Source organism: Rubrivivax soli, from assembly GCF_049810355.1.
Classification (GTDB): domain Bacteria; phylum Pseudomonadota; class Gammaproteobacteria; order Burkholderiales; family Burkholderiaceae_C; genus Rubrivivax.
This window is the reverse complement of sequence record NZ_CP187368.1, coordinates 5236244-5258613: the sequence shown is the minus strand read 5'-3', so window position 1 is coordinate 5258613 and position 22370 is coordinate 5236244. Positions and strand designations below refer to the sequence as shown.

The window sequence follows — 22370 nt, the reverse complement described above, 5'->3', positions numbered from 1 at the left end:
GGCCGCGGACAGGCTCACTCGTCATCGCCGCCGCTGCCTCCGAGGATGCCGCCGAGGATGCCGGCACCCGCGAAGCCGGGCAGCATCGAGCCTTCCTCCCGCGACCCGCCGCGCTGCGGCGCGGCAGCGAACACGCGCGACGCCAGGCGCGAGAACGGCAGGCTCTGCAGCCAGATGGTGCCGGGGCCGGTCATCTTCGCGAAGAACAGCCCCTCGCCGCCGAACAGCGCGGTCTTGATCTTGCCGACGAACTGGATCTCGAAGCTGACGTCGGGCGTGTAGGCCACCACGCAGCCGGTGTCGACCAGCAGCGTCTGGCCGGCCTGCAGCTCGCGCTTGACCACGGTGCCGCCGGCATGCACGAAGGCCAGGCCGTCGCCGTCCAGGCGCTGCATGATGAAGCCCTCGCCGCCGAAGAAGCCGGTCGACAGCTTCTGCTGCAGCGCGATGCCCAGCGTGACACCGCGGGCGGCGCACAGGAACGCATCCTTCTGGCAGATCAGCGTGCCGCCCAGCTGCGCCAGGTTCATCGGCAGGATCTTGCCGGGGTACGGTGCCGCGAATGCGACGCGCTGCTTGGTGTTGCCGCCGTTCGTGTACACGGTGGTGAACAGCGATTCACCCGTGACCAGCCGCTTGCCGGCCGACAGCAGCTTGCCGAAGAGTCCGCCGCCGGCGTTCTGGCGGCCGTCGCCGAACACGGTGTCCATGGCGATCGCCGCGTCCATGAACATCATGCTGCCGGCTTCGCCGATCGCCGCTTCGCCGGGGTCGAGTTCGACCTCGACGAACTGCATCTCGGCACCCTTGATCTCGTAGTCCACCACGTCCATGGCCATGACAAATTCTCCCTCGGCGCCAGCATGCGCCCTGTGTTGCGCGAACAACCCGGCATGGTACCGAACTGCGGTGGCGCGACCGTAGCATCCGGTTGCAATGCACCGTCCGGCAGGGGATGCGTCACGCGCGCCAGTGGCCAGAATCTCTCGGCATCATGGTCGGCACCGGTTCGGACATCCTGTGGCTCGCAGCGGCGGCGCTCGCGGTCACGTCTGCTTCGCTCACCGGCTTCGGCCTGCGCCAGCAGCGCTACCGCGGCTGGCGCTGGTGGCTGGCCGCGCTGTGGCTCACCACGGCTGGCGTCGCCGCCGCGGCCGCCAGCACCTGGTTGGTGGTGCCTGCCGCGCTGCTGCTGGTGCAGTGGCCGGTGTTCACGCTGATCGGCGTGCGCCGCTTCCATGCCCGGGCGCGGCTGCCGTGCAGCGAGCACACGGACTGGGCCGTGCTCGTCGTGGGCGGCCTGCTCGCCGCCAGCGGCCCGTTGTGGGCGGCCGACAGCACGCTGGTGGCCCTGGTGCCGGCTCTCGCCGCCGCGGCGGTGCACCTGTACGCGGCCAGCCTGCTCTTCTGCGGCCCGGGCGGGCGCGACGGCCTGCCGCTGCAGTGGCTGGGCGTCGTGGTCGCGCTGGTGGCCCTGGTGCCGCTGCCGAGCGCGTGGCCGGGGTACGAGGCCACGGCCTCGATCGAGTGGCGCGCCGTCGCCGCCGTGCTGGGCGCCGTCGTGATGGCCTTCGTGGCGCTGACGCTGGTGTTCGAACGCACCGAACGGCAGTTGCGCGACTCGCAGCGGCGGCTGCGCGTGCTGGCAAACACCGACACGCTGACCAACGTCTCCAACCGCCGCCACTTCCACGAGCTGGCGACGCTGGCATTGCGCGCCGACGCGGCGGGCAGCGCCACGCTGCTGCTCTTCGACATCGACCACTTCAAGCGCATCAACGACAAACTCGGGCACGCCGCCGGCGACCGCGCGCTGCGCCTGGTGTCGTCGAGCATGACCGAGCACCTGCGGGCGCACGACGTGGCCGGCCGCCACGGCGGCGACGAGTTCGTGCTGCTGCTGCGCAACATGCATGTGCGCGATGCCGGCGGCGTGGCCGCACGCATCGTGGCGCGGCTGCAGGAACAGGCGGCGTACTCGACGCTGCCGCGCCTGAGCCTGAGCTTCGGCATGGTGCAGGTGCAGGCCGGCGAAGGCATCGCCGATGCCTTGCGGCGCGCCGACCAGGCCCTGTACGAAGCCAAGCGCCAGGGCCGCTCGTGCGCGGTCACGGCGCTGGGCGCGGAAGACCGGCCCGTGTTCGGCGAGAGCCGGCCGCTCGGGCTCACGGCCGCCTGATCACCGGTGCAGCCGGCCGCCCCGGCGCCCGGGGAGCTGCGCCACCGGCCCGCTGATAATCGGCGGGCACGCGCCCGATGAGCACAGACGCCACCGCCCCCACCGCCCCACCCCGCCCTGGCGACAGCTACGTGCAGTCGTTCGCGCGCGGCCTGGCCGTCATCCGCAGCTTCAGTGCCAGCGCACCGAGCCAGACGCTGGCCGACGTGGCACGCAGTGCCGGGCTCACACGCGCCGGTGCGCGCCGCATCCTGTTGACCCTGGCGCAGCTGGGCTACGTCGAGGCCGAGGGCCGTCAGTTCCGGCTGACCCCGCGCATCCTCGACCTCGGCTTTGCCTACCTCTCGTCGCTGCCGCTGTGGAACCTGGCCGAACCGGTGATGGAGGCGCTGGTCGCGCAGGTGAAGGAATCGTGCTCCGCTGCCGTGCTCGACGGACACGACATCGTCTACGTGCTGCGCGTGCCCACGCACCAGATCATGAGCATCAACCTCGGCACCGGCAGCCGGCTGCCGGCGCATTGCACGTCGATGGGGCGCGTGCTGCTGGCGGGGCTGCCGCCCGAGGAGTGCCGGGCGCGGCTGCTGGCGGCCCCGCGGCAGGCACACACGGCGCGCACCGTCACCGATGTCGACACGCTGATGCTGACCATCGCCGACGTGCGGCGCCAGGGCTGGTGCCTGGTCGACCAGGAACTGGAAGATGGCCTCGTCTCGCTGGCAGCCCCCATCCTCGACCGTGCCGGCCGCACCATCGCCGCGCTGAACATCAGCGGCCAGACGCACCGCACGCCGGCGGCGCAGATGCAGGAGCGACTGCTGCCGCCCTTGCGCGAGGCGGCGCAGCAGATCTCGCAGTTGCTGCGCATGAAGGCCTGAACCTGTGGTGCTCGGCCCCGTGCTCGCCATCGCCCTGGGCGCCGCGCTGGGCGCGCTGCTGCGCTGGGGCCTGGGCCTGGCGCTGAACGGGCTGTTCCCCACCGTGCCGCCGGGCACGCTGGTGGCCAACCTGATCGGCGGCTATCTGGTCGGCGTCGCGATGGCCTTGTTCGCGCACCAGGTGACGCTGCCGCCCGAGTGGCGCCTGTTCGCCGTCACCGGTTTCCTGGGCGGATTGACCACGTTCTCGACCTTCTCGGCCGAGGTCGTGCTGCTGCTGCAGCAGGGCCGCCTGGCCTGGGCTGCCGGCGCGATCGCGCTGCATGTGCTGGGCTCGCTGCTGGCCACGCTGGCCGGCATCGCCAGCTACGAGGCGCTGCGGCGAGCCTGAGGGCGGCTTTGGTGCCCGCTCAGGCCGCCAGCGCCAGCCGCTCGGGCGACAGGTAGGCGACGCGGAAGGCCTCGAAGTCGCCGCTGTCGGCTGCTTCGATGGCACGCTGTTGCGCCACCGACGTGAGCGCCTCGGCCTTGAAGGCGGTGGCGAGATCCTGCGGGAACGGCAAGGCCAGCAACTGTGCCCGCGTCTGCGCCGACTGCGCCAGCACGAAAGCGGCGAACGAGCTGTCGAAGTCCGCCTGCATCACCTGCAACGCACGCGCCGACGGCGTGGTGCCTGGATCCTGCACGCGCTGCTGTGCGATGCGCAACGCGTCGCTGTAGTCGGCCGTGCCGTGCACTCGGTCCAGGCGCTCGGCCAGCGGCCTGAAGGCACGCAGCAGTTCGTCGGCCCAGTCGGCCAGCAGGACCTCGCTGCCGGCACGCTCGAGCATCAGCCCGGGCTGGCGGCCATGCGATGCGGTGCGGTGCTGGTTGCGCCCCAGCGCCGCGATCTCGTCGGGCGTGTCGGGCGGGCTGTCGGTGACCAGGCAGTGCAGCAGGAAGATGTCGAGAAAGCGCATCGTCGCCGCATTGATGCCCAGCGGCTCGAACGGGTCGAGGTCCATGCAGCGGACTTCGATGTACTCGACGCCGCGTTCGCGCAGCGCGTGCAGCGGGCGCTCGCCGGGGTGGATGGTGCGCTTGGGACGGATCGTGCCGTAGAACTCGTTCTCGATCTGCAGCAAGGTGGTGGCGAGCTGGTTGTACTCGCCTCCCAGGTTGTGGATGCCGATGGCCTGGTACGGCGGGTACGGCCGCGTCAGTGCATCGTGCAGCGACGCGGCGTAGCTCTCGAGGCTGTTGAAGCTGGCGCGGATCGATGCCTGCGCGTCACTCTGGTAGCCGAGCCGCCCCATGCGCAGCGACGTGGCATGCGGCATGTGCAGGGTGCCGGTGTCACCGAAGGGCTGCAGTTCGTGCTGGCGGCCTTCGACGAAGGTGCGGCACAGCGCCGGCGAGGCACCGAACAGGTACAGAAGCAGGAACGAGTGGCGGCGGAAGTTGCGGATGAGCGCAAAGTGGTCGGCATCACCAAGCCCCGGCATCGACCAGTTGTAGTGGATGCCGGAGATCGTCTGCATGCGCCGGCCGTAGCGGTGACCCAGTCCCATCCGGTACACGCTCTTGGCGCGGCCCACGTTCGAGGTGCCGTAGCGGCCCAGCGGGATCGTCTCGTCACCGGGCAAGCGACAGGGCATGCTGCCGACCCACATCAGCTCGTCGCGCAGTTCGCGGTAGACGAACTGGTGGATGCGCCGCAGCTCGCCCAGGCAGTCCTCGACGCCCGCATGCACACCTGTGATCAGCTCGAGCTGCGACTCGCTGAAGTCGGTGGTGATGTGCGGGTGGGTCAGCGCCGAGCCCAGCGCGGCCGGGTGCGGCGTCACCGCCAGCGTGCCGTCCCGGTTGGCGCGCAGGCTTTCCTTCTCGATGCCGCGGCGGATGCCCCGCAGGCGGTCAGGTGTCAGGTCTTGCAGTCGGGGCATCGGCGGTCCAGCAGCGCGGCGATTCGGAGTCGCATTGTCCGCGATGCTCTGCATCCTTGCTGGCGGCCCGACTCCCGTCAGGTGCCGGGGCGGCGGCGGTCAGGCCTGGAACCAGCGCATCAGCGCGTACAGGCCGCCCGCCGTGATCGCGAGCACCATGGCCAGCGCCAGCCAGATGGTGCCGGAGCCGCCACGCTTCTGCGCCGGGCGCACGCTGGGGCGTTCGAGCGAGGAATACCCGGAACCGCCACGCGTGGTGGAGAAGTCGCCGCCGCGCTTGTGGAAGCCGGAACTGCGTGAAATGGCGGTCTGCGACAGGAACACCGACGACTCGGCGAACTCGCTGGGGCGCTCTTCCGACGGCTCGGAATCCCAGTCGAAGACCGTGGTGCCCTTGAACTTGCGGACACCGGGTTGTTGTTTCTGCTTCTCGGCCATGCGCAATTCTTTCAACTTGCCCACCGAACGACGATCCCGTGGCCGCGGGGAGCCCCAGCCACCGGAAGGCGCGGTCGTGAAGAAGCACCGCCCGCCAACCCCGCCTGTAACGAATCATGTCCGATCCTTGGCGCAGACGCAAAAAAAACAGTCCCCAAGCCACGGGAGGGCCTGGGGACTGCTTCCGGCCGACCCGGGGGGGGGTCGGCCCATCCATCTGGTGGAACCGGGGGGAATCGAACCCCCGTCCGCAAACCATCGCCGGACGGTTCTACATGCGTAGCTGTCTGATTTGGATTTGAGAGCCGGGATCGCGCAGCAGCACGCTATCCCAGCCCCGAGTCACTTGGTTTTAGGCCCGTGCTGAATGACGCAGCACAGGACGAGCCAATGTGAATGACCTCGCAGTCTGCCGTCTTGCGACTTCAGACCCAGCCCATCGGCCAACTGTTGCGAGGCTCACCGGTTTTAAGCGGCGAGGGCGTACGTTTGATCGTTCGCAGTTACTTTGTTTCCAGTGGATTTACGAGCGAACTGGTGCTCGGCATGCCCCGCGCCGACTCCGAATCCACGTCGAAGCCAGGTCGGTCCCATGGGCCGTAGTTTAGGGCAGATCCAGCCAGTGCAAGAGCGCAGCGGGTTCGGAGACCACGGCATCGGCGCCCCAGGCCTCGATGGCCTCGCCCTGGCCCAGGTAGCCCCAGCCTGCGGCCAGTGTCGCCATGCCGGCGGCACGACCGGCGACGATGTCGCGATGGTCGTCGCCGACATAGACGCAGCGCGCCGGGTCGACGCCGATCCGGCGCGCGGCTTCGAGCAGCGGCGCCGGATGGGGCTTGGCGTGCGGCGTGCTGTCGCCCCCGATCAGCACGGCGCTGCGCCGATGCAGGTCCAGGCCCTGCACCAGCGGGGTGGCGAACCGCAGCGCCTTGTTCGTGACGATGCCCCACGGCAGCGGCGCCGCCTCCAGCCGTTGCAGCACGCCGTGCATCGCCGCGAACACTGCGGTGTCCTGCAGCAGGCGCTGTTCGTAGCGCGCGAGGAAGGCATCGCGCAGTTCCTCGAAGCCTTCATCGCCCGGCGCACGGCCGAAGGCCACGCCCACCATGCCACGCGCACCCGTCCCCACCATCGGCCGCAGGCGTTCGTAGGGCAACGGCGGCAGGCCATGCTCGGCACGCAGCTCATTGGCCGCGCCGGCCAGGTCGGGCGCGCTGTCGACGAGGGTTCCGTCCAGGTCGAACAGCACAGCCTCCACGCGCGGCATGTGCGACCTCACACGGGCTTCCGGCAAGCGATCAGGTAGTTGACGCTGGTGTCGGCGGACAGCCAGTAGCGTTTGCTCAGCGGGTTGTACTGCATGCCGCGGCTGCCCTGCACCGACAAGCCGGCATCTCGGCACCAGCGCGACAGTTCGCTCGGGCGGATGAACTTCGCGTACTCGTGCGTTCCCTTGGGCAGCAGCTGCAGCACATACTCGGCGCCGACGATGGCGAACAGGAAGGCCTTCGGGTTGCGGTTCAAGGTCGAGAAGAACACCCACCCGCCAGGCTTCACCAACGCGCTGCAGGCATGCACCACCGATGACGGGTCGGGCACGTGTTCCAGCATCTCCATGCAGGTCACGACGTCGTAGCTGCCAGGACGTTCGGCAGCCAGTGCCTCGGCCGCGATCTCGCGGTACTCGATGTTGCTCACCCCGGTTTCCAGCGCATGCAGCCGCGCCACCCCCAGCGGCCGCGCCGCCAGGTCGGCACCGGTCACGTGGGTCGCCCGCTGCGCCATGGCCTCGGCGAGGATGCCACCGCCGCAGCCGATGTCGACCACCACCTTGCCGCGCAGTTGCGCCAGGCCGTCGATCCACTCGAGCCGCAGCGGGTTGATCTGGTGCAGGGGGCGGAATTCGCTGTCCGGGTCCCACCAACGGTGGGCGAGTTCGCTGAACTTGGCGAGTTCCTGGGCGTCGGCGTTCAAGGTCATGGACAAATGGTATCGGCAAAACGACGAAACCCCGCCGAGGCGGGGTTTCCGGTGCGCAGGGCCCGCAGGCCCCGGGCATCACTTGCGGGTGCGCGTCCCGACGACTTCGATTTCCACGCGGCGGTTCTTCGCGCGGCCTTCGTTCGTCTTGTTGTCGGCCACGGGCTGCTTGTCGCCCTTGCCTTCGGTGTACACGCGGTTCTTCTCGATGCCCTTGCTCACCAGGTAGTTCTTGACGTTCTCGGCACGGGCCACCGACAGCTTGTTGTTCAGCTCGGCGTTACCGGTCGAGTCGGTGTGACCCACGGCGATGATGACTTCGAGGTTGACGCCCTGGATCTTCGAGACCAGATCGTCCATCTTGGCCTTGGCTTCGGGCTTCACGTCCGACTTGGCGTAGTCGAAGAAGGCGTCGGCGGCGAAGGTGACCTTCTCGCTCACCGGGGCCGGCGGCGGCGGGGCCGGACGCGGAGCCGGTGCGGGCGGCGCGACAGCCGGAGCGGGCGGCGGCGGCGGAGCCACGGGCGGCGGGGGCGGCGGGGCCGGAGCGGGCGCCGGCGGCTTGATCGCGCCATCGCACTTCTCGTCGGCGGTCGCCGGCGTCCAGCTGGCATCGCGCCAGCAGAGCTCGTTCGTGCCGTTCTTCCAGACGGTGCCGTCGGCAGCGCGCCAGTTGTCGATCGGCTTCGCCTGTGCGAATGCGGCGATCGGGGCGGCAAGTGCGGCTGATGCAAAGAGCACCGCCACCTTGTTCAATTTCTTCATGATTCTCCTCTCGAGGAAAGCCGCAGCAAGCCTGCGAAACGTCCAAAACGAAAAGCGGGAAATCTGGGCAAAGTCCCACGATTGCAGGTCTCTACCACCGACAAATCATTGTGCCATAGGGCGTCGGCTGCGCTCCATTTTGGCCCCTGCACCGGCCGCCGCCTGCCTCGCTGTTGCGGCAGCGCGACAGGGCCAGACCCTTAGAATCCGCTCTCTCGCGTGGCGCCTTGCTGGCGCCACGCTCCCGCATCGCGTGCGTCCACCGCAGTCACCGCATGTCCCAGTTCGCCAAGGAAACCCTGCCGATCAGCCTCGAAGAGGAGATGCGGCGTTCTTATCTCGACTACGCGATGAGCGTCATCGTCGGGCGCGCACTGCCCGACGCCCGCGACGGCCTGAAGCCCGTGCACCGGCGTTCGCTGTTCGCGATGCACGAGCAGTCCAACCACTGGAACCGGCCGTACAAAAAGAGCGCGCGCATCGTCGGCGACGTGATGGGCAAGTACCACCCGCATGGCGACTCTGCGATCTACGAGACCATCGTGCGCATGGCCCAGCCGTTCTCGCTGCGCCACATGCTGGTCGACGGCCAGGGCAATTTCGGGTCGGTCGACGGCGACAACGCCGCGGCGATGCGGTACACCGAGATCCGGCTGTCGAAGATCGCAGCCGAGATGCTGGAGGACATCGACAAGGAAACGGTCGATTTCGCCCCCAACTACGACGGCTCGGAGAACGAGCCCACGGTGCTGCCGGCACGGCTGCCCAACCTGCTGGTGAACGGCTCGGCCGGCATCGCGGTCGGCATGGCCACGAACATCCCGCCGCACAACCTGAACGAGGTGGTGGATGCCTGCCTGCACCTGCTGAAGAACCCCGAGGCCGGCATCGATGAGCTGATGGAGATCGTGCCGGCGCCCGACTTCCCCACGGCCGGCATCATCTACGGCCTCAATGGCGTGCGCGAGGGCTACCGCACCGGCCGCGGCCGTGTCGTGATGCGCGCCAAGTGCCACTTCGAGGACATCGGCAAGGGCGACCGCCAGGCGATCATCGTCGACGAGATCCCGTACCAGGTGAACAAGAAGACGCTGCTCGAGCGCATTGCCGAGCTCGTCAACGAGAAGAAGATCGAGGGCATCAGCCACATCCAGGACGAGAGCGACAAGTCCGGGATGCGCGTGGTCATCGAGCTCAAGCGCGGCGAAGTGCCCGAGGTGGTGCTGAACAACCTGTACAAGCAGACGCAGCTGCAGGACACGTTCGGCATGAACATGGTGGCGCTGATCGACGGGCAGCCGCAGCTGTGCAACCTGAAGACGCTGATCGAGGTGTTCCTCGACCACCGGCGCGAGGTCATCACGCGCCGCACGGTGTACGAACTGCGCAAGGCTCGCGAGCGCGGACACGTGCTCGAGGGCCTGGCCGTGGCGCTGGCCAACATCGACGAGTTCATCGAGACCATCAAGTCGAGCCCGACGCCGCCGATGGCGAAGGCCGCGCTGATGGCCAAGAGCTGGGACAGCTCGATGGTGCGCGAGATGCTGGCCCGCGCCGAGGAGAGCACGCCCGGCGGGCGCAGCGCCTACAGGCCCGAAGGGCTGCCCGCGAGCTACGGTCTGCAGGCCGATGGCCTGTACCGCCTGTCCGACGACCAGGCGCAGGAGATCCTGCAGATGCGCCTGCAGCGCCTCACCGGCCTCGAGCAGGACAAGATCATCGGCGAGTACCGCGAGGTGATGGCGCAGATCGCCGACCTGCTGGACATCCTGGCCAAGCCCGAGCGCGTGAAGGCGATCATCGCCGGCGAGCTGGCTGCGCTGCGCCAGGAGTTCGGCCAGACCAAGCTCGGCGCGCGCCGCAGCGTGATCGAGCGCAACGCGCTGGAACTCGGCACCGAGGACCTGATCACGCCCACCGACATGGTGGTCACGCTCAGCCACACCGGCTACATCAAGAGCCAGCCGCTGGCCGAGTACCGTGCGCAGAAGCGCGGCGGCCGCGGCAAGCAGGCCACGCAGACCAAGGAAGACGACTGGATCGACCAGCTCTTCATCGCCAACACGCACGACTGGATCCTGTGCTTCAGCGACCGCGGCCGCGTGTACTGGCTCAAGGTCTGGGAAGTGCCGCAAGGCAGCCGCACCAGCCGCGGCAAGCCCATCGTCAACATGTTCCCGCTGCAGCCTGGCGAGAAGGTGACCGTGGTGCTGCCGCTGACGGGCGAGAACCGCCAGTTCCCGGCCGACCACTTCATCTTCATGTGCACGGCACGCGGCACGGTCAAGAAGACGGCGCTCGACGAGTTCAGCAACCCGCGCAAGGCCGGCATCATCGCCGTCGACCTGGACGAGGGCGACTTCCTGATCGGCGCCGCGCTGACTGACGGCAAGCACGACGTGATGCTGTTCAGCGACGGCGGCAAGGCCGTGCGCTTCGACGAGGACGACGTGCGCCCGCTGGGTCGCCAGGCGCGCGGCGTGCGCGGCATGATGCTGGAGGACGGCCAGGCGGTGATCGCCATGCTGGTGGCCGAAGACGAGACGCAGAGCGTGCTCACCGCCACCGAGAACGGCTACGGCAAGCGCACGAACATCGTCGAGTACACCCGCCACGGGCGCGGCACCAAGGGGATGATCGCCATCCAGCAGAGCGAACGCAACGGCAAGGTCGTCGCCGCGACGCTGGTGCGCCCGGCCGACGAGATCATGCTCATCACCGACAAGGGCGTGCTGGTGCGCACCCGCGTCAGCGAGATCCGCGAGCTCGGCCGCGCCACGCAAGGCGTGACGCTGATCGCGCTGGACAACGGCGCCAAGCTCTCCGGCCTGCAGCGCATCGTCGAGAACGATGCGCAGGCCGACACCGCGGCCGATGCCGAAGGCACCGACCCCGACACCGACAGCGCCGGCGATGCCGGCACGGAGACCTCCTGACCATGCACCGACTGCACACGCTGGCCCTTGCTTCGGCCTTGACCGCTGCCCTGGCCCTGCCCTTCGCCGCTGCGGCGCAAGGCCCGGCCCCTGCCCCCGCTCCCGCCCGCCCCAACGCCAGTGCGCCGGCCCCGCTGCCGTCGTCACCGGCCAAGAAGGCGCTGGTCGCCAAGATCCTGCAGTTGCAGCAGCCCGGCATCGAAGGCCTGGCCCGCCAGTTCGCCGAGCAGCCCGCGATGCAGATGCTGCAGCAGGTGGGCCCGGCGCTGCAGCAGCGCGTGCCGGCCGATCGCCGCGAGGCCGTGGCCAAGGAGATCCAGGCCGACGCGCGCAGGTACGCCGAAGAGGCCACGCCCATCGTGCGCGAACGCGCCCTCAAGCTGGCGCCCACCACGATCGGCGTGCTGCTCGAAGAGCGCTTCACCGAAGACGAGCTGAAGCAGATCATCGTGCTGCTGGAGTCGCCGCTGAACCGCAAGTACCAGGCGATGGGTCCGGAGATGCAGCGTGCGCTGGGCGAGAGGCTGGTCGCCGAGACGCGCAGCACGATCGAGCCCAAGGTCAAGGCGCTGGAGCAGCAGGTGGTCAAGCGACTGCAGCCGCCGCCGGCCGCCGCGAGTGGCGCCAAGCCGTGACCACCGAAGGGCAGCTTCCCGGCAACGATCTGCTGGGCTTGCGCGGCCAGATCGACGCCGTCGACCGCGAGTTGCTGGCGCTGCTGAACCGCCGCGCCACGCTGGCCCTGGCCGTGGGTGAACTGAAGAAGCGCGAGGGCTCGGTGGTCTTCCGTCCCGAGCGCGAAGCCCAGGTCATCGACGGCCTCAAGAGCAGCAACGCCGGCCCGCTGCAGAACACCAGCGTGGCGCCGATCTGGCGCGAGATCATGTCGGCCTGCCGCGCGCTCGAGACGCCCACGCGCGTCGCGTTCCTGGGACCCGCCGGCACCTTCAGCGAAGAAGCCGCACTGGGCTTCTTCGGCAGTTCGATCGTGCGCGTGCCCTGCGCCAGCATCGACGAGGTGTTCCACGCCACGGCCACGGGTGCGGCCGACTTCGGCGTGGTGCCCGTCGAGAACAGCACCGAAGGCGTGGTCGCACGCTCGCTCGACCTGTTCCTGCACACGCCGCTGTTCATCATCGGCGAGACCAGCCTGTTCATCCGCCAGAACCTGCTGCGCAAGGAGAACACGCTCGACGGCGTGCAGGCCGTGTGCGCCCATCCGCAAGCGCTGGCGCAGTGCCACGCGTGGCTCAGCCACCACCTGCCCGATGCCGAGCGGCGGCCGGTGGCCAGCAACGCCGAGGGCGCCCGCCTGGCCAGCCTCGATCCCGCTGTCGCCGGCATCGCCAGCGCACGCGCCGCCAGCGAATTCGGCCTGCACGTGGTGGCCCCGGCGATCCAGGACGACGTGCACAACCGCACCCGCTTCGCCATCGTCACCCACCCCGACAAGCACCCGTCGCCGAAGCCCTCGGGCCACGACTGCACCAGCCTCGTCGTCAGCGTCAAGAACCAGCCGGGTGCCGTGCACGACCTGCTGGTGCCGCTGAAGACGCATGGCGTGTCGATGTCGCGCTTCGAGTCGCGCCCGGCGCGCTCGGGGCAGTGGGAGTACTACTTCTACATCGACCTCGAAGGGCACCCCGACGAGCCGCAGGTCGGCAGCGCCCTGCGCGAGCTGCGTGACGCCTGCGCCTTCTTCAAGGTGCTCGGCACGTACCCGATCGACGTGAAATGACCCCCCCCCGTAGCGCCTTCGGCGCTCCCCCCCGGGGGGGCGACCCCAGCGGACCGGCAGAGCCGGATCCGCGGCGTCTGCTTGGTTGCCCTGGCGCGTTCTGACATGTTCAATCAACTCGGTGTCATCGGTTGCGGCTTGATGGGTGGCTCGTTCGCGCTGGCGCTCAAGCGCGCGGGGCTGGTCAAGCGCGTGATGGGCTACAGCAAGTCGCCGTCGACGACCGAACGGGCGAAGAAGCTGGGAGTCATCGACGTCGCGGCCGAATCGGCGCTGCTGGCCGTGTCGGGTTCCGACATCGTGCTGCTGGCCGTGCCGGTGGCGGCGACGGAGACCACCTTCAAGGCCATCCGCCACCTCGTCGAGCCCGGCGTGCTGTTCATGGACGTCGGCAGCACCAAGCGCGACGTCGTCGACGCCGCCCGGCGCGTGCTGCGCGAGCGCATCGCCTCGTTCGTGCCGGCGCACCCGATCGCCGGCAAGGAACAGGCCGGCATCGCGCACGCCGACCCGTCACTGTACGCGGGGCGGCAGGTGATCCTGACGCCGCTGCCGCAGACCGCGCCCGACCTGGTGCAGAAGGCCACCGACGTCTGGTCGGCCATCGGCGCGCAGGTGCTGAAGATGACGCCCGAGAACCACGACGCGGCCTTTGCCGCCGTGAGCCACCTGCCGCACCTGCTGGCCTTCGCCTACTTCAGCGCCGTCACGAACCAGCCCGCGGGCAAGGACTTCCTGTCGCTCGCCGGCCCCGGCTTCCGCGATTTCACGCGCATCGCCGCCAGCAACCCGGAGATGTGGCGCGACATCCTGGTCGCCAACCGCGAAGAGGTGCTGAAGCAGTCGCAGCGCTTCCGCCACGCGCTCGACGCGCTCGAGCACGTCATGCGCAACGGCAACACCGACGCGCTGGAAGACCTGATCCGCGGCGCCGCCGAAGGCCGGTCGCAGTGGCAGATGGGCGCGCCGCGCACGCCGTCGTCCAAGAGCTGATGGTCCGCATTCCCTTCCTCGACCTGCCGCCGCTGACGGCAGCCTCGGGCAGCGTGGCGCTGCCGGGGTCCAAGAGCATCTCCAACCGCGTGCTGCTGCTGGCCGGCCTGGCGGCGGGCACGACGGTCGTGCACGACCTGCTGGACAGCGACGACACCCGGGTCATGCTGGAGGCACTGCGCACGCTGGGCTGCGGGCTGCAGACCGAGGGCCGCACACTGCACGTCACCGGCCTCGGCGGGCGGCTGCAGGTGCACGAGGCCAGGTTGTTCCTCGGCAACGCCGGCACCGCGATGCGCCCGCTGGCTGCCGCGCTGGCGGTGCTGGCGGCCACGCAGGGCGGCGACTTCCAGCTGTCCGGCGTGGCCCGCATGCACGAACGCCCCATCGGCGACCTCGTCGACGCACTGCGGCCGCTGGGCTGCGCGGTCGACGATCTCGGCCAGCCCGGCTATCCGCCGCTGCGGCTGCGCGGCACGGCCGGCGGCCGCCTGCGCACGGCGCAGCCGATCCGCGTGCGCGGCGACGTCTCCAGCCAGTTCCTGACGGCGCTGCTGCTGGCGCTGCCGCTGGTCAGCGCCGACGGGCCGGTGGTGATCGAGGTCGACGGCGAACTGATCTCCAAGCCCTACATCGAGATCACGCTGAACCTGCTGGCGCGGTTCGGCATCGCGGTGCAGCGCGACGGCTGGCAGCGCTTCACGATCCCCGCCGGCAGCCAGTACGCCACGCCGGGCCACGTGCACGTGGAGGGCGATGCCTCGTCGGCGTCGTACTTCGTCGCGATGGGGGCCATCGCGGCCCACGGCGGCGCGCCGGTGCACATCAGCGGCGTCGGCAGCGACTCGATCCAGGGCGACATCCGCTTCGTCGATGCCGCCGAGGCGATGGGCGCCCTCGTCCGACGCGGCCCGGGATGGCTCGAGGTGCGCCGCGGCCGCTGGCCCTTGCGCGGCATCACGATCGACGCCAACCACATCCCCGACGCGGCGATGACGCTGGCAGTGATGGCCTTGTACGCCGACAGCCCCACGCGCATCACCGGCATCGCCAGCTGGCGCGTGAAGGAAACCGACCGCATCACGGCGATGGCCACCGAACTGCGCAAGCTCGGCGCCGCGGTCGTCGACGGCCCCGACTTCATCGAAGTGCGGCCACCCGCCGCGTGGCAGGCCGCCGCCGTGCACACCTACGACGACCACCGCATGGCGATGTGCCTGTCGCTGGCCGCCTTCAACCCGCTGTGTGCCACGGCACCCGGCAACGTGCCGGTGCGCATCCTCGACCCCGGCTGCGTCGCCAAGACCTTCCCCGACTATTTCGAGGCCCTGTTCGGCCTGGTGCAGGCCGACCCGGCACAGGTGCCGGTGATCACGATCGACGGCCCGACGGCCTCGGGCAAGGGCACGCTGGCTGCCGCCGTGGCCGAGGCGCTGGGCTACGTGCTGCTGGATTCGGGCGCGCTGTACCGCGCCACCGGGCTGGCAGCGCAGTGGGACGGTGTGGCGCCCGACGACGAGGCCGGCGTGGCACGCCTGGCCGGCATGCTCGACCTGCGCTTCGGCCACGGCCCCGAGGGCAGCCGCGCCTGGCTGCGCGGCCACGAGGTCAGCGAGCAGTTGCGCCAGGAATCGGCCGGCTTGCTGGCCTCGCGCGTGTCGGCGCTGCCTGCCGTGCGCCAGGCGCTGCAGGGGCTGCAGCTGGCCTTCCGGCGCGCGCCGGGTCTGGTGGCCGACGGGCGCGACATGGGTACCGTGGTCTTCCCCGACGCGCCGCTGAAGGTGTTTCTCACCGCGAGCGCGGCCACACGCGCCGAACGCCGCTATAAGCAGTTGATTTCAAAGGGAATTCCCGCTAATATCGACAGTCTTCGTGCCGACTTGGAAGCGCGCGACCTGCGGGACACCTCCCGCGCGGTGGCGCCCCTGAAGCCGGCCGAAGACGCGCTGTTGCTCGACAACTCGCACCTCGGCATCGAGGCATCGGTGCAGCAGGTGCTGGCCTGGTGGGCACAGCGGCGGCCGTTCCAGGCCTGAGCAACCGCCCAGGCCGCACGCGGCACACAGGTCCACCGCGCTCCCCTCCTTGGCCAGCAGGCCTGCCGGGTGCGGTGGTTGTTCCACCCCAACCGCGGCATGTCGCCGCACGCACCGCCCGGCTCTGCTTTCAACTCCTCCGGGCACAGGAACCACATGGCAACCACCACCACCGTCACCGCCACCAGCGGCGCTGACTCCTTTGCCGCTCTCTTCGAGGAATCGCTCGAGAGCAACGACATGCGCGTCGGCGAGGTCATCTCCGCCGAAGTCGTGCGCATCGAGTTCAACCACGTCGTCGTGAACGCCGGCCTCAAGAGCGAAGCCTACGTTCCCATCGAAGAATTCAAGAACGACCAGGGCGAGCTCGAAGTCCAGGTCGGCGACTTCGTCTCCGTCGCCATCGACGCCGTCGAGAACGGCTACGGCGACACCATCCTGAGCCGCGACAAGGCCAAGCGCCTGGCGTCCTGGATGAGCCTGGAGAACTCGCTGGAGTCCGGCGAATTCGTCACCGGCACGGTCAGCGGCAAGGTCAAGGGTGGCCTGACGGTGCTGGTCAACGGCATCCGCGCCTTCCTGCCCGGTTCGCTGCTCGACACGCGCCCGGTCAAGGACATGAGCCCGTTCGAGGGCAAGACCATGGAGTTCAAGGTCATCAAGCTCGACCGCAAGCGCAACAACGTCGTGTTGTCGCGCCGCGCCGTCGTCGAGGCTTCGATGGGCGAGGAACGTGCCAAGCTGCTCGAGACGCTGACCGAAGGCGCCATCGTGCACGGCGTGGTCAAGAACATCACCGAATACGGTGCGTTCGTCGACCTGGGCGGCATCGACGGCCTGCTGCACATCACCGACATGGCCTGGCGCCGCGTGCGCCACCCGAGCGAGGTGGTGACGGTCGGCCAGGAACTGACGGCCAAGGTGCTGAAGTTCGACGCCGAGAAGAACCGCGTCAGCCTGGGCATCAAGCAACTGGGCGACGACCCCTGGCACGGCGTGGCCCGCCGCTACCCGAACAGCACGCGCCTGTTCGGCAAGATCACGAACATCGCCGACTACGGCGCGTTCGTCGAGATCGAGCCGGGCATCGAAGGCCTGGTGCACGTCTCGGAGATGGACTGGACGAACAAGAACGTCGCCCCGTCCAAGGTGGTCTCGCTGGGCGAGGAAGTCGAAGTCATGGTCCTCGAGATCGACGAAGACAAGCGCCGCATCAGCCTGGGCATGAAGCAGTGCAAGGCCAACCCCTGGGAAGAGTTCAGCGCCAACGTCAAGCGCGGCGACAAGGTCAAGGGCCCGGTCAAGTCGATCACCGACTTCGGCGTCTTCGTCGGCCTGTCGGCCGGCATCGACGGCCTGGTGCACCTGTCGGACCTGTCGTGGCACGAGCCGGGCGAGAGCGCGGTGCGCAACTTCAAGAAGGGCCAGGAAGTCGAGGCCCTGGTGCTGGCCATCGATGTGGAGCGTGAGCGCATCAGCCTGGGCATCAAGCAGCTCGACGTCGATCCGTTCACCAGCTTCACGACGCTGAACGACCGCGGTGCCATCGTCAACGGCAAGGTCAAGACCGTGGACGCCCGCGGCGCCGAGATCCAGCTGAACGACGACGTCACCGGCTACCTGCGTGCCTCGGAAATCAGCCGTGACCGCGTCGAGGACGCGCGCAACGTGCTGAAGGAAGGCGACGAAGTCAACGTCATGGTCATCAACGTCGACCGCAAGCTGCGTTCGATCCAGCTGTCGATCAAGGCCAAGGACAACGCCGACGAGCAGCAGGCCATGCAGCGCCTGTCGCAGAGCAACGAGCGCGAGAACGCCGGCACCACCAGCCTGGGCGCCCTGCTGCGCGCCAAGCTCGACACCCAGAAGGACTGATTGATCCTTCACGCAGCGTGCGCGCTGCAACCGAAGGGCCCGTGCACCGGCAGGCGCACGGGCCTTTTTTATGAGAGCCTGCCCATCCCATCACCACACGCGCGTCATGACACGATCCGACCTGGTGGCCCGACTGGCCGAGCGTTTTTCCCAGCTCACGCAGCGTGACACCGAGTTTGCCGTCAAGACCATTCTCGACGCCATGACCGACGCGCTGGCACGCGGCCACCGCATCGAGATCCGCGGCTTCGGCAGCTTCAGCATCAACCGCCGGCCGCCGCGCATGGGCCGCAACCCGCGCAGCGGCGAACAGGTGGTGATCCCCGAGAAGCTGGTGCCGCACTTCAAGCCCGGCAAGGCCCTGCGCGAGGCGGTCGACGCCCATGTGCCGGCCGACACGCCGCCGCCGCTGCCGCCGCTGCGGCGGTTCTAGTTGCAGCCGTCGCGTCCTTAGAATCGGCGCCGCATGCGCCTCTTCGTCTGGCTGTTCCGGGCCTTCATCTTCTTCACGCTGTTCGCGTTCGCGCTGAACAACCAGCACGTCGCCACCGTGCGCTGGTTCTTCGGCGTCGAGTGGAACGCGCCGCTGGTCATCATCGTGCTGGCGGCCTTTGCCGGCGGCTGCGCCATCGGCGTGCTGGCCATGCTGCCGGCCTGGTGGAAGCACCGGCGCGTGGCCCGGCGCGTCGCGCCGCCCGCGGCAGCCGCGCCTGCGGCACCGGCCGCTGCGCCGCCGCCGTCGGACTTCGGCCCCGAGCATCCGCCCCGCGAAGGACTCTGAGTGGACTTCGACTTCCAGTGGCTGCTGATCGGCCTGCCGGTGGCCTTCGCGTTCGGCTGGCTGGCCTCGCGTTTCGACCTGCGCCAGGTGCGGCGCGACAACCGCGACGCGCCCAAGGCCTACTTCAAGGGCCTGAACCTGCTGCTCAACGAACAGCAGGACAAGGCCATCGACGCCTTCATCGAGGCGGTGCAGAACGACCCCGACACCACCGAGCTGCACTTCGCGCTGGGCAACCTGTTCCGCCGACGCGGCGAGTTCGAGCGTGCCGTGCGCGTGCACGAGCACCTGCTGGCGCGCGGCGACCTGAAGTCCACTGAGCGCGACCGCGCCCAGCACGCGCTGGCGCAGGACTTCATGAAAGCCGGCCTGTTCGACCGCGCCGAGGCGGCCTACCGCGCGCTCGAAGGCACGCCCTTCGCCGGAGAGGCACGCCTGGCGCTGCTGTCGCTGTACGAACGCTCGCGCGACTGGCACAACGCCAGCGCCGTTGCCAGCCAGCTCGAGCAGGCCGGCAGCGGCTCGTTCGCCGCACGCATCGCGCACTACGCCTGCGAACTGGCGCAGGAAGCCGACGAACGCGGCCGCCACGACGAAGCCGCCGCCGCATTGCAGCGCGCCCGTGAAGCCGCCCCGCAGGCCGCGCGCCCGCTGGTGCAGGCCGGCCAGCGGCTGGCGCGCGCCGGACAGCACGCGCAGGCCCTGGAGGCCTGGGACGAACTGCGCCTGCGCCAGCCCGCCGCCTTCCTGCTGGTGGCCGATGCCTACGCCGACAGCGCCCGGGCCGCCGGCCGCGCAGCGCAGGCGGTGGCCATGCTGCGCAGCCTGTTCGACAAGCTGCCGTCGCTGGACCTGCTGCGCGCGCTGGGCCGGCTCGACGCCGCGCCGCCGCTGCTGCCGCTGCTGCAGCAGCAGCCCAGCCTGTCGGCCGCGCAGCTGTGGCTGGCGCAGCCGGCCGACACCCGCGGCGCCGACGGCGACGCCGGCCTGGCCGCGGTGCGCGACGCGGTGGGTCGCGCCGCGAAGCCGCTGCAGCGCTACCGCTGCGCGGCCTGCGGCTTCGAGGCCCAGCACTACTTCTGGCAATGCCCGGGCTGCCTCAGCTGGGACAGCTACCCGCCGCAGCGCGTCGAGGAGCAGTAGCGCCGGCGAGCAGGTCCGGTGCTCGGGGCGCCGGCCGCGCTACAGCGCGATGTCCAGCCGGCGCGGCTCGAACTGCTGCTCCAGCAGCGCCATCACCTCGGCTTGCCCCGGCACCTGGCCCTTGCCGCCGATGCTGGCCACCGGCCCCGGGCCGGTGATGCCGGCCAGCCCGGGTTCGTGATCGCAGTAGATGCCCAGCGTCGGCCGGCCCAGCGCGGCGGCGATGTGCGTGAAGCCGGTGTCCAGCCCCACCACGTGCTGCGCGCCGGCCAGCAGTGCCGCGACGTCGCCCACCTTCAGGAAGGGCGGCACATCGCCTTCGCAGCTGGCCGCGATGCGCTCGGCCAGCGTCTGCTCGGCCTCGCTGCCCCACAGCACCACCGGCAGCCAGCCCTTGGAACGCAGACGCTGGCCCACCGCCGCCCAGCGGCGCTCGGGCCAGAGCTTCTCCTTGCGGCTGGCGTTCGGGATGATCACGGCGTAGCGGCCTCCACGCGGCGCCCAGGTCACGGCCGGCGGCCGCAGGCCGAACTCAGGCGCGGTCTGCGGCAGCGTGTAGCTCAGGTGCGCGGCCGCCAGACGGCGGCAGCGTTCCACCGCATGCAGTTCACGCGACACCGCCGCGTGGCGCTGGTACAGCCAGGCCGCGGCCGGCTCGCGGATGCTGTGGCGGTCGTAGCCGGCCACCGGCGCCTGCGCCTGGCGCGCCCACAGCGCGCTCTTGAGCAGGCCCTGGAAATCGAGCACCAGGTCGTAGGGCTCGCGCCGCAACTCGCGACGCAGCGCGCCGATGGCGTTCCAGGTGCCGGCGTTCAGCAGCGCCTTGCGCCACTTGCGCCAGGCCATCGGCAGCACGCGCTGCACGCCGGGATGCATCTGGGGAATCGCCGCGAACGGCGCCTCGACCAGCCAGTCGACCTGCAGCCCCGGCACCGCGCGCAGCATGTCGCTCACCGCGGGCAGGGTGTGCACGACATCGCCCATCGACGACGTCTTGACGACCAGCAGCCTCACGCGCGGGCGCTCCGTTCCTTCACGAGTTCCGGGTTGAAGCGTGCGTCGTTGTACATCTTGAACTGGCGGTAGACCTTGAAGTAGGCGCGGCCCGCCACCGCGTCGGCCAGCAGCGCATCGAGGCACTGGCCCAGGTCGCTGCGCTGCTGCAGCAGGCGTTCGAGCTTGACGCGGCTGGCGGCGCGGTGGGCGTCGTCGACGTCGTCGCGCAGGGTCTGCGCCCGCATCGCGTGGATCTTCAGCGCCATGATGGACATGCGGTCGACGATGCTGCCGGCGGTCTCGCTGTTCAGGCGCGCGCCCGCGGACACGGTGGACACCGGGGCGTCGGTGCGCGCCGATGCGGCGTCGACCAGGCCCAGCGCCACGAGCAGCAGTTCGTCGACACGTTCGGTGGCGTCGTTGCGCGCCTGGTTGAAGCCGTCGATGGCGCGCTTGTTCGCCGCGATGGCACTGTCGGCCACGGTGGTGCGCCGCGCCAGGTCTTCCTCGGCCCAGAGCCGGCAGTTGTAGCGGTGGTTGGTCTGCACCCAGCGCCACAGGCCGTCGTCGGCCGGGGCCGGCTCCTCGGCCGGCCACCCCGGCGTGGCCAGCAGGCGGTCGTGCAAGGCAGAGACGTCGGCGGCGCGCAGGATCGGTGTCGTCATGGTGCGGATGTCAGAATCGTCGCCGATTATCCGTCGCTCATGCCACCAGCCTCCCGCCCCCTGATCGTCCGCTTGCGCAACTGGGTCGGCGACGTCACGCTGGGCCTGCCGACCCTGCAGCGCCTGGCCGACGCGGGCTTCGACCTGCGGCTGGTCGGCAAGGGCTGGGCCCGTGACCTGCTCGCCGGCCACGGCTGGCCGGTGCACGTGCTGCCGAAGACGCTGCGCGAGCGCGTGGCGCTGCTGCGGCGGCTGCGCGCCGAGGCCCGCGCTGCCGACCCCGGCTTCACGCGCCGGCTCAACGCGGTGTGCTTTCCGTACTCGTTCTCCAGCGCGCTGGAATTCCGCCTGGCCGGGCTGCGCGCCATCGGCCATGCCTACGAGGGCCGCAGCCTGCTGCTGGGCCGCAGCGTGCCGCGGCCGGCGGGCGTGCACGAGCTGGCGGTGTACTGGCACCTGGGCAGCGCGTTCCTGGGCGCCGATGCACCGCTGCCGCAGCAACTGGGCCTGCGCACCGCCCCGCGCCACCGTGAGGAGGCGCAGGCACTGCTGACGGCCCACGGCGTGGCGCCGGGCTACCTGATGATCTGCCCCTTCGCCGGCGGCACCTGGGACGGCAACGACAAGACCTGGCCCGCCTTCGCCGACTTCGTCGCACAGGTGCTGCCGACCTTCGGACGCCGCGTGCTCGTGTGCCCGGGGCCGGGCGAGGAAGACGCCGCGCGCCGGCACTTCGGCAGCGCGGTGCTGCTGCCGAACGTGGGCCTGGGCACCTACGCCGCGCTGCTGCAGGACGCGGCGCTGATGATCGCCAACGACACCGGCCCGGGCCACATGGCGGCCGCCGTGGGCACGCCGCTGCTGTCGGTGCTGGGGCCGAGCGACGCCGCGCTGTGGGGCGCGTGGGGCCCGGGCGTGCAGCTGCTCGGCGGCCGTGGGGCCTGGCCCGATGCCGCTGCCGTGCGCGACGCCGTCGCCGCCGTGCTGGCCCGGTCCTGACCCCCGGGCGGGGGCCCTCCCCGACCGGCCCTGCCGGGGGAAT

General features: G+C 70.0%; 21 protein-coding genes and 1 other RNA gene. 13 read left to right on the top strand and 9 right to left on the bottom strand.

Translation table 11 applies throughout. The annotated features are described in order from the left end of the window. Positions 1-14: 14 nt before the first annotated feature. Positions 15-839, bottom strand: a complete 825-nt coding sequence (locus tag ACPOLB_RS24250) for a TIGR00266 family protein (RefSeq protein ID WP_425258618.1) — start codon at positions 837-839, stop codon at positions 15-17. A 155-nt stretch (positions 840-994) separates the two neighbouring features. On the opposite strand from ACPOLB_RS24250, the gene ACPOLB_RS24245 reads away from it, so the two are divergent. From ACPOLB_RS24245 to crcB, 3 genes are all read left to right on the top strand, one after another. Then, positions 995-2179: a diguanylate cyclase domain-containing protein gene (locus ACPOLB_RS24245; protein ID WP_425258617.1), complete on the top strand. Its 1185-nt coding sequence runs from the start codon at positions 995-997 to the stop codon at positions 2177-2179. 77 nt (positions 2180-2256) lie between these two features. Further along, the gene (locus ACPOLB_RS24240; RefSeq protein WP_425258616.1) at positions 2257-3057 is read left to right on the top strand and encodes an IclR family transcriptional regulator; all 801 of its coding nucleotides are present in this window, start codon (positions 2257-2259) and stop codon (positions 3055-3057) included. A 19-nt stretch (positions 3058-3076) separates the two neighbouring features. Further along, on the top strand, positions 3077-3448 hold the full coding sequence (gene crcB, locus ACPOLB_RS24235) for a fluoride efflux transporter CrcB (protein WP_425258615.1): 372 nt from the start codon (positions 3077-3079) through the stop codon (positions 3446-3448). Positions 3449-3467: 19 nt separating this feature from the next. Here crcB and gshA read toward each other — a convergent pair whose 3' ends face one another. From gshA to ompA, 6 genes are all read right to left on the bottom strand, one after another. Beyond that, complete coding sequence (gene gshA, locus ACPOLB_RS24230) at positions 3468-4982, bottom strand: glutamate--cysteine ligase (protein ID WP_425258613.1); 1515 nt, start codon at positions 4980-4982, stop codon at positions 3468-3470. A 99-nt stretch (positions 4983-5081) separates the two neighbouring features. Further along, positions 5082-5420 carry a hypothetical protein gene (locus ACPOLB_RS24225; RefSeq protein ID WP_425258612.1) on the bottom strand — a complete coding sequence of 113 codons (339 nt, stop codon included), beginning with the start codon at positions 5418-5420 and terminating at the stop codon, positions 5082-5084. 218 nt (positions 5421-5638) lie between these two features. Further along, positions 5639-6012, bottom strand: a transfer-messenger RNA (tmRNA) gene (gene ssrA, locus ACPOLB_RS24220). 12 nt (positions 6013-6024) lie between these two features. After that, positions 6025-6687 carry a phosphoglycolate phosphatase gene (gene gph / locus ACPOLB_RS24215; protein ID WP_425258611.1) on the bottom strand — a complete coding sequence of 221 codons (663 nt, stop codon included), beginning with the start codon at positions 6685-6687 and terminating at the stop codon, positions 6025-6027. A gap of 8 nt (positions 6688-6695) precedes the next feature. Continuing rightward, the gene (gene ubiG, locus ACPOLB_RS24210; RefSeq protein ID WP_425258610.1) at positions 6696-7400 is read right to left on the bottom strand and encodes a bifunctional 2-polyprenyl-6-hydroxyphenol methylase/3-demethylubiquinol 3-O-methyltransferase UbiG; all 705 of its coding nucleotides are present in this window, start codon (positions 7398-7400) and stop codon (positions 6696-6698) included. Between the two features lie 78 nt (positions 7401-7478). Next, complete coding sequence (ompA, locus tag ACPOLB_RS24205) at positions 7479-8165, bottom strand: outer membrane protein OmpA (RefSeq protein ID WP_425258609.1); 687 nt, start codon at positions 8163-8165, stop codon at positions 7479-7481. Between the two features lie 275 nt (positions 8166-8440). Here ompA and gyrA point away from each other — a divergent pair, with 275 nt between their 5' ends. The 9 genes from gyrA (at position 8441) to lapB (ending at position 19667) form a co-directional block, all read left to right on the top strand. Next, positions 8441-11101: a DNA gyrase subunit A gene (gene gyrA, locus ACPOLB_RS24200; protein WP_425258608.1), complete on the top strand. Its 2661-nt coding sequence runs from the start codon at positions 8441-8443 to the stop codon at positions 11099-11101. 2 nt (positions 11102-11103) lie between these two features. Beyond that, complete coding sequence (locus ACPOLB_RS24195; RefSeq protein WP_425258607.1) at positions 11104-11736, top strand: hypothetical protein; 633 nt, start codon at positions 11104-11106, stop codon at positions 11734-11736. Further along, a complete protein-coding gene (gene pheA / locus ACPOLB_RS24190) occupies positions 11733-12839 on the top strand; it encodes a prephenate dehydratase (protein ID WP_425258606.1) in 1107 nt (368 codons plus the stop codon). Before ACPOLB_RS24195 ends, pheA begins: the two co-directional genes overlap by 4 nt. Positions 12840-12944: 105 nt before the next feature. Beyond that, complete coding sequence (locus tag ACPOLB_RS24185) at positions 12945-13832, top strand: prephenate dehydrogenase (protein ID WP_425258605.1); 888 nt, start codon at positions 12945-12947, stop codon at positions 13830-13832. Then, complete coding sequence (locus ACPOLB_RS24180) at positions 13832-15868, top strand: bifunctional 3-phosphoshikimate 1-carboxyvinyltransferase/cytidylate kinase (protein WP_425258604.1); 2037 nt, start codon at positions 13832-13834, stop codon at positions 15866-15868. The genes ACPOLB_RS24185 and ACPOLB_RS24180 overlap by 1 nt, the downstream gene beginning before the upstream one ends. A 156-nt stretch (positions 15869-16024) precedes the next feature. Continuing rightward, positions 16025-17743 (top strand): 30S ribosomal protein S1, encoded by a 1719-nt coding sequence (gene rpsA, locus ACPOLB_RS24175; protein WP_425258603.1) that lies wholly within the window; start codon positions 16025-16027, stop codon positions 17741-17743. A 106-nt stretch (positions 17744-17849) separates the two neighbouring features. After that, positions 17850-18176 (top strand): integration host factor subunit beta, encoded by a 327-nt coding sequence (locus ACPOLB_RS24170; protein WP_425258602.1) that lies wholly within the window; start codon positions 17850-17852, stop codon positions 18174-18176. A 33-nt stretch (positions 18177-18209) separates the two neighbouring features. Then, positions 18210-18524, top strand: coding sequence for a LapA family protein (locus ACPOLB_RS24165; RefSeq protein WP_425258601.1), 315 nt, complete (start codon positions 18210-18212; stop codon positions 18522-18524). Next, positions 18525-19667 carry a lipopolysaccharide assembly protein LapB gene (lapB, locus tag ACPOLB_RS24160; protein WP_425258600.1) on the top strand — a complete coding sequence of 381 codons (1143 nt, stop codon included), beginning with the start codon at positions 18525-18527 and terminating at the stop codon, positions 19665-19667. A gap of 39 nt (positions 19668-19706) precedes the next feature. On the opposite strand, the gene waaC is transcribed toward lapB, so the two are convergent. Both waaC and ACPOLB_RS24150 read right to left on the bottom strand, forming a co-directional pair. After that, positions 19707-20681 (bottom strand): lipopolysaccharide heptosyltransferase I, encoded by a 975-nt coding sequence (gene waaC, locus ACPOLB_RS24155; protein WP_425258599.1) that lies wholly within the window; start codon positions 20679-20681, stop codon positions 19707-19709. Then, complete coding sequence (locus ACPOLB_RS24150; protein WP_425258598.1) at positions 20678-21328, bottom strand: DUF4254 domain-containing protein; 651 nt, start codon at positions 21326-21328, stop codon at positions 20678-20680. Before ACPOLB_RS24150 ends, waaC begins: the two co-directional genes overlap by 4 nt. A 72-nt stretch (positions 21329-21400) precedes the next feature. On the opposite strand from ACPOLB_RS24150, the gene ACPOLB_RS24145 reads away from it, so the two are divergent. Then, positions 21401-22327, top strand: a complete 927-nt coding sequence (locus ACPOLB_RS24145) for a glycosyltransferase family 9 protein (RefSeq protein WP_425258597.1) — start codon at positions 21401-21403, stop codon at positions 22325-22327. Positions 22328-22370 lie beyond the last annotated feature (43 nt).

Bases quoted from the DNA above. Each gene is read 5' to 3' on its own strand.
- gph (WP_425258611.1), bottom strand. From the start codon at position 6,687: ATGCCGCGCGTGGAGGCTGTGCTGTTCGACCTGGACGGAACCCTCGTC.
- rpsA (WP_425258603.1), top strand. From the start codon at position 16,025: ATGGCAACCACCACCACCGTCACCGCCACCAGCGGCGCTGACTCCTTT.
- gyrA (WP_425258608.1), top strand. From the start codon at position 8,441: ATGTCCCAGTTCGCCAAGGAAACCCTGCCGATCAGCCTCGAAGAGGAG.
- ompA (WP_425258609.1), bottom strand. From the start codon at position 8,165: ATGAAGAAATTGAACAAGGTGGCGGTGCTCTTTGCATCAGCCGCACTT.
- ACPOLB_RS24165 (WP_425258601.1), top strand. From the start codon at position 18,210: ATGCGCCTCTTCGTCTGGCTGTTCCGGGCCTTCATCTTCTTCACGCTG.
- ACPOLB_RS24185 (WP_425258605.1), top strand. From the start codon at position 12,945: ATGTTCAATCAACTCGGTGTCATCGGTTGCGGCTTGATGGGTGGCTCG.
- ACPOLB_RS24170 (WP_425258602.1), top strand. From the start codon at position 17,850: ATGACACGATCCGACCTGGTGGCCCGACTGGCCGAGCGTTTTTCCCAG.
- ACPOLB_RS24150 (WP_425258598.1), bottom strand. From the start codon at position 21,328: ATGACGACACCGATCCTGCGCGCCGCCGACGTCTCTGCCTTGCACGAC.
- ACPOLB_RS24245 (WP_425258617.1), top strand. From the start codon at position 995: ATGGTCGGCACCGGTTCGGACATCCTGTGGCTCGCAGCGGCGGCGCTC.
- ubiG (WP_425258610.1), bottom strand. From the start codon at position 7,400: ATGACCTTGAACGCCGACGCCCAGGAACTCGCCAAGTTCAGCGAACTC.
- ACPOLB_RS24250 (WP_425258618.1), bottom strand. From the start codon at position 839: ATGGCCATGGACGTGGTGGACTACGAGATCAAGGGTGCCGAGATGCAG.
- ACPOLB_RS24180 (WP_425258604.1), top strand. From the start codon at position 13,832: ATGGTCCGCATTCCCTTCCTCGACCTGCCGCCGCTGACGGCAGCCTCG.
- ACPOLB_RS24225 (WP_425258612.1), bottom strand. From the start codon at position 5,420: ATGGCCGAGAAGCAGAAACAACAACCCGGTGTCCGCAAGTTCAAGGGC.
- ACPOLB_RS24240 (WP_425258616.1), top strand. From the start codon at position 2,257: ATGAGCACAGACGCCACCGCCCCCACCGCCCCACCCCGCCCTGGCGAC.
- gshA (WP_425258613.1), bottom strand. From the start codon at position 4,982: ATGCCCCGACTGCAAGACCTGACACCTGACCGCCTGCGGGGCATCCGC.
- ACPOLB_RS24195 (WP_425258607.1), top strand. From the start codon at position 11,104: ATGCACCGACTGCACACGCTGGCCCTTGCTTCGGCCTTGACCGCTGCC.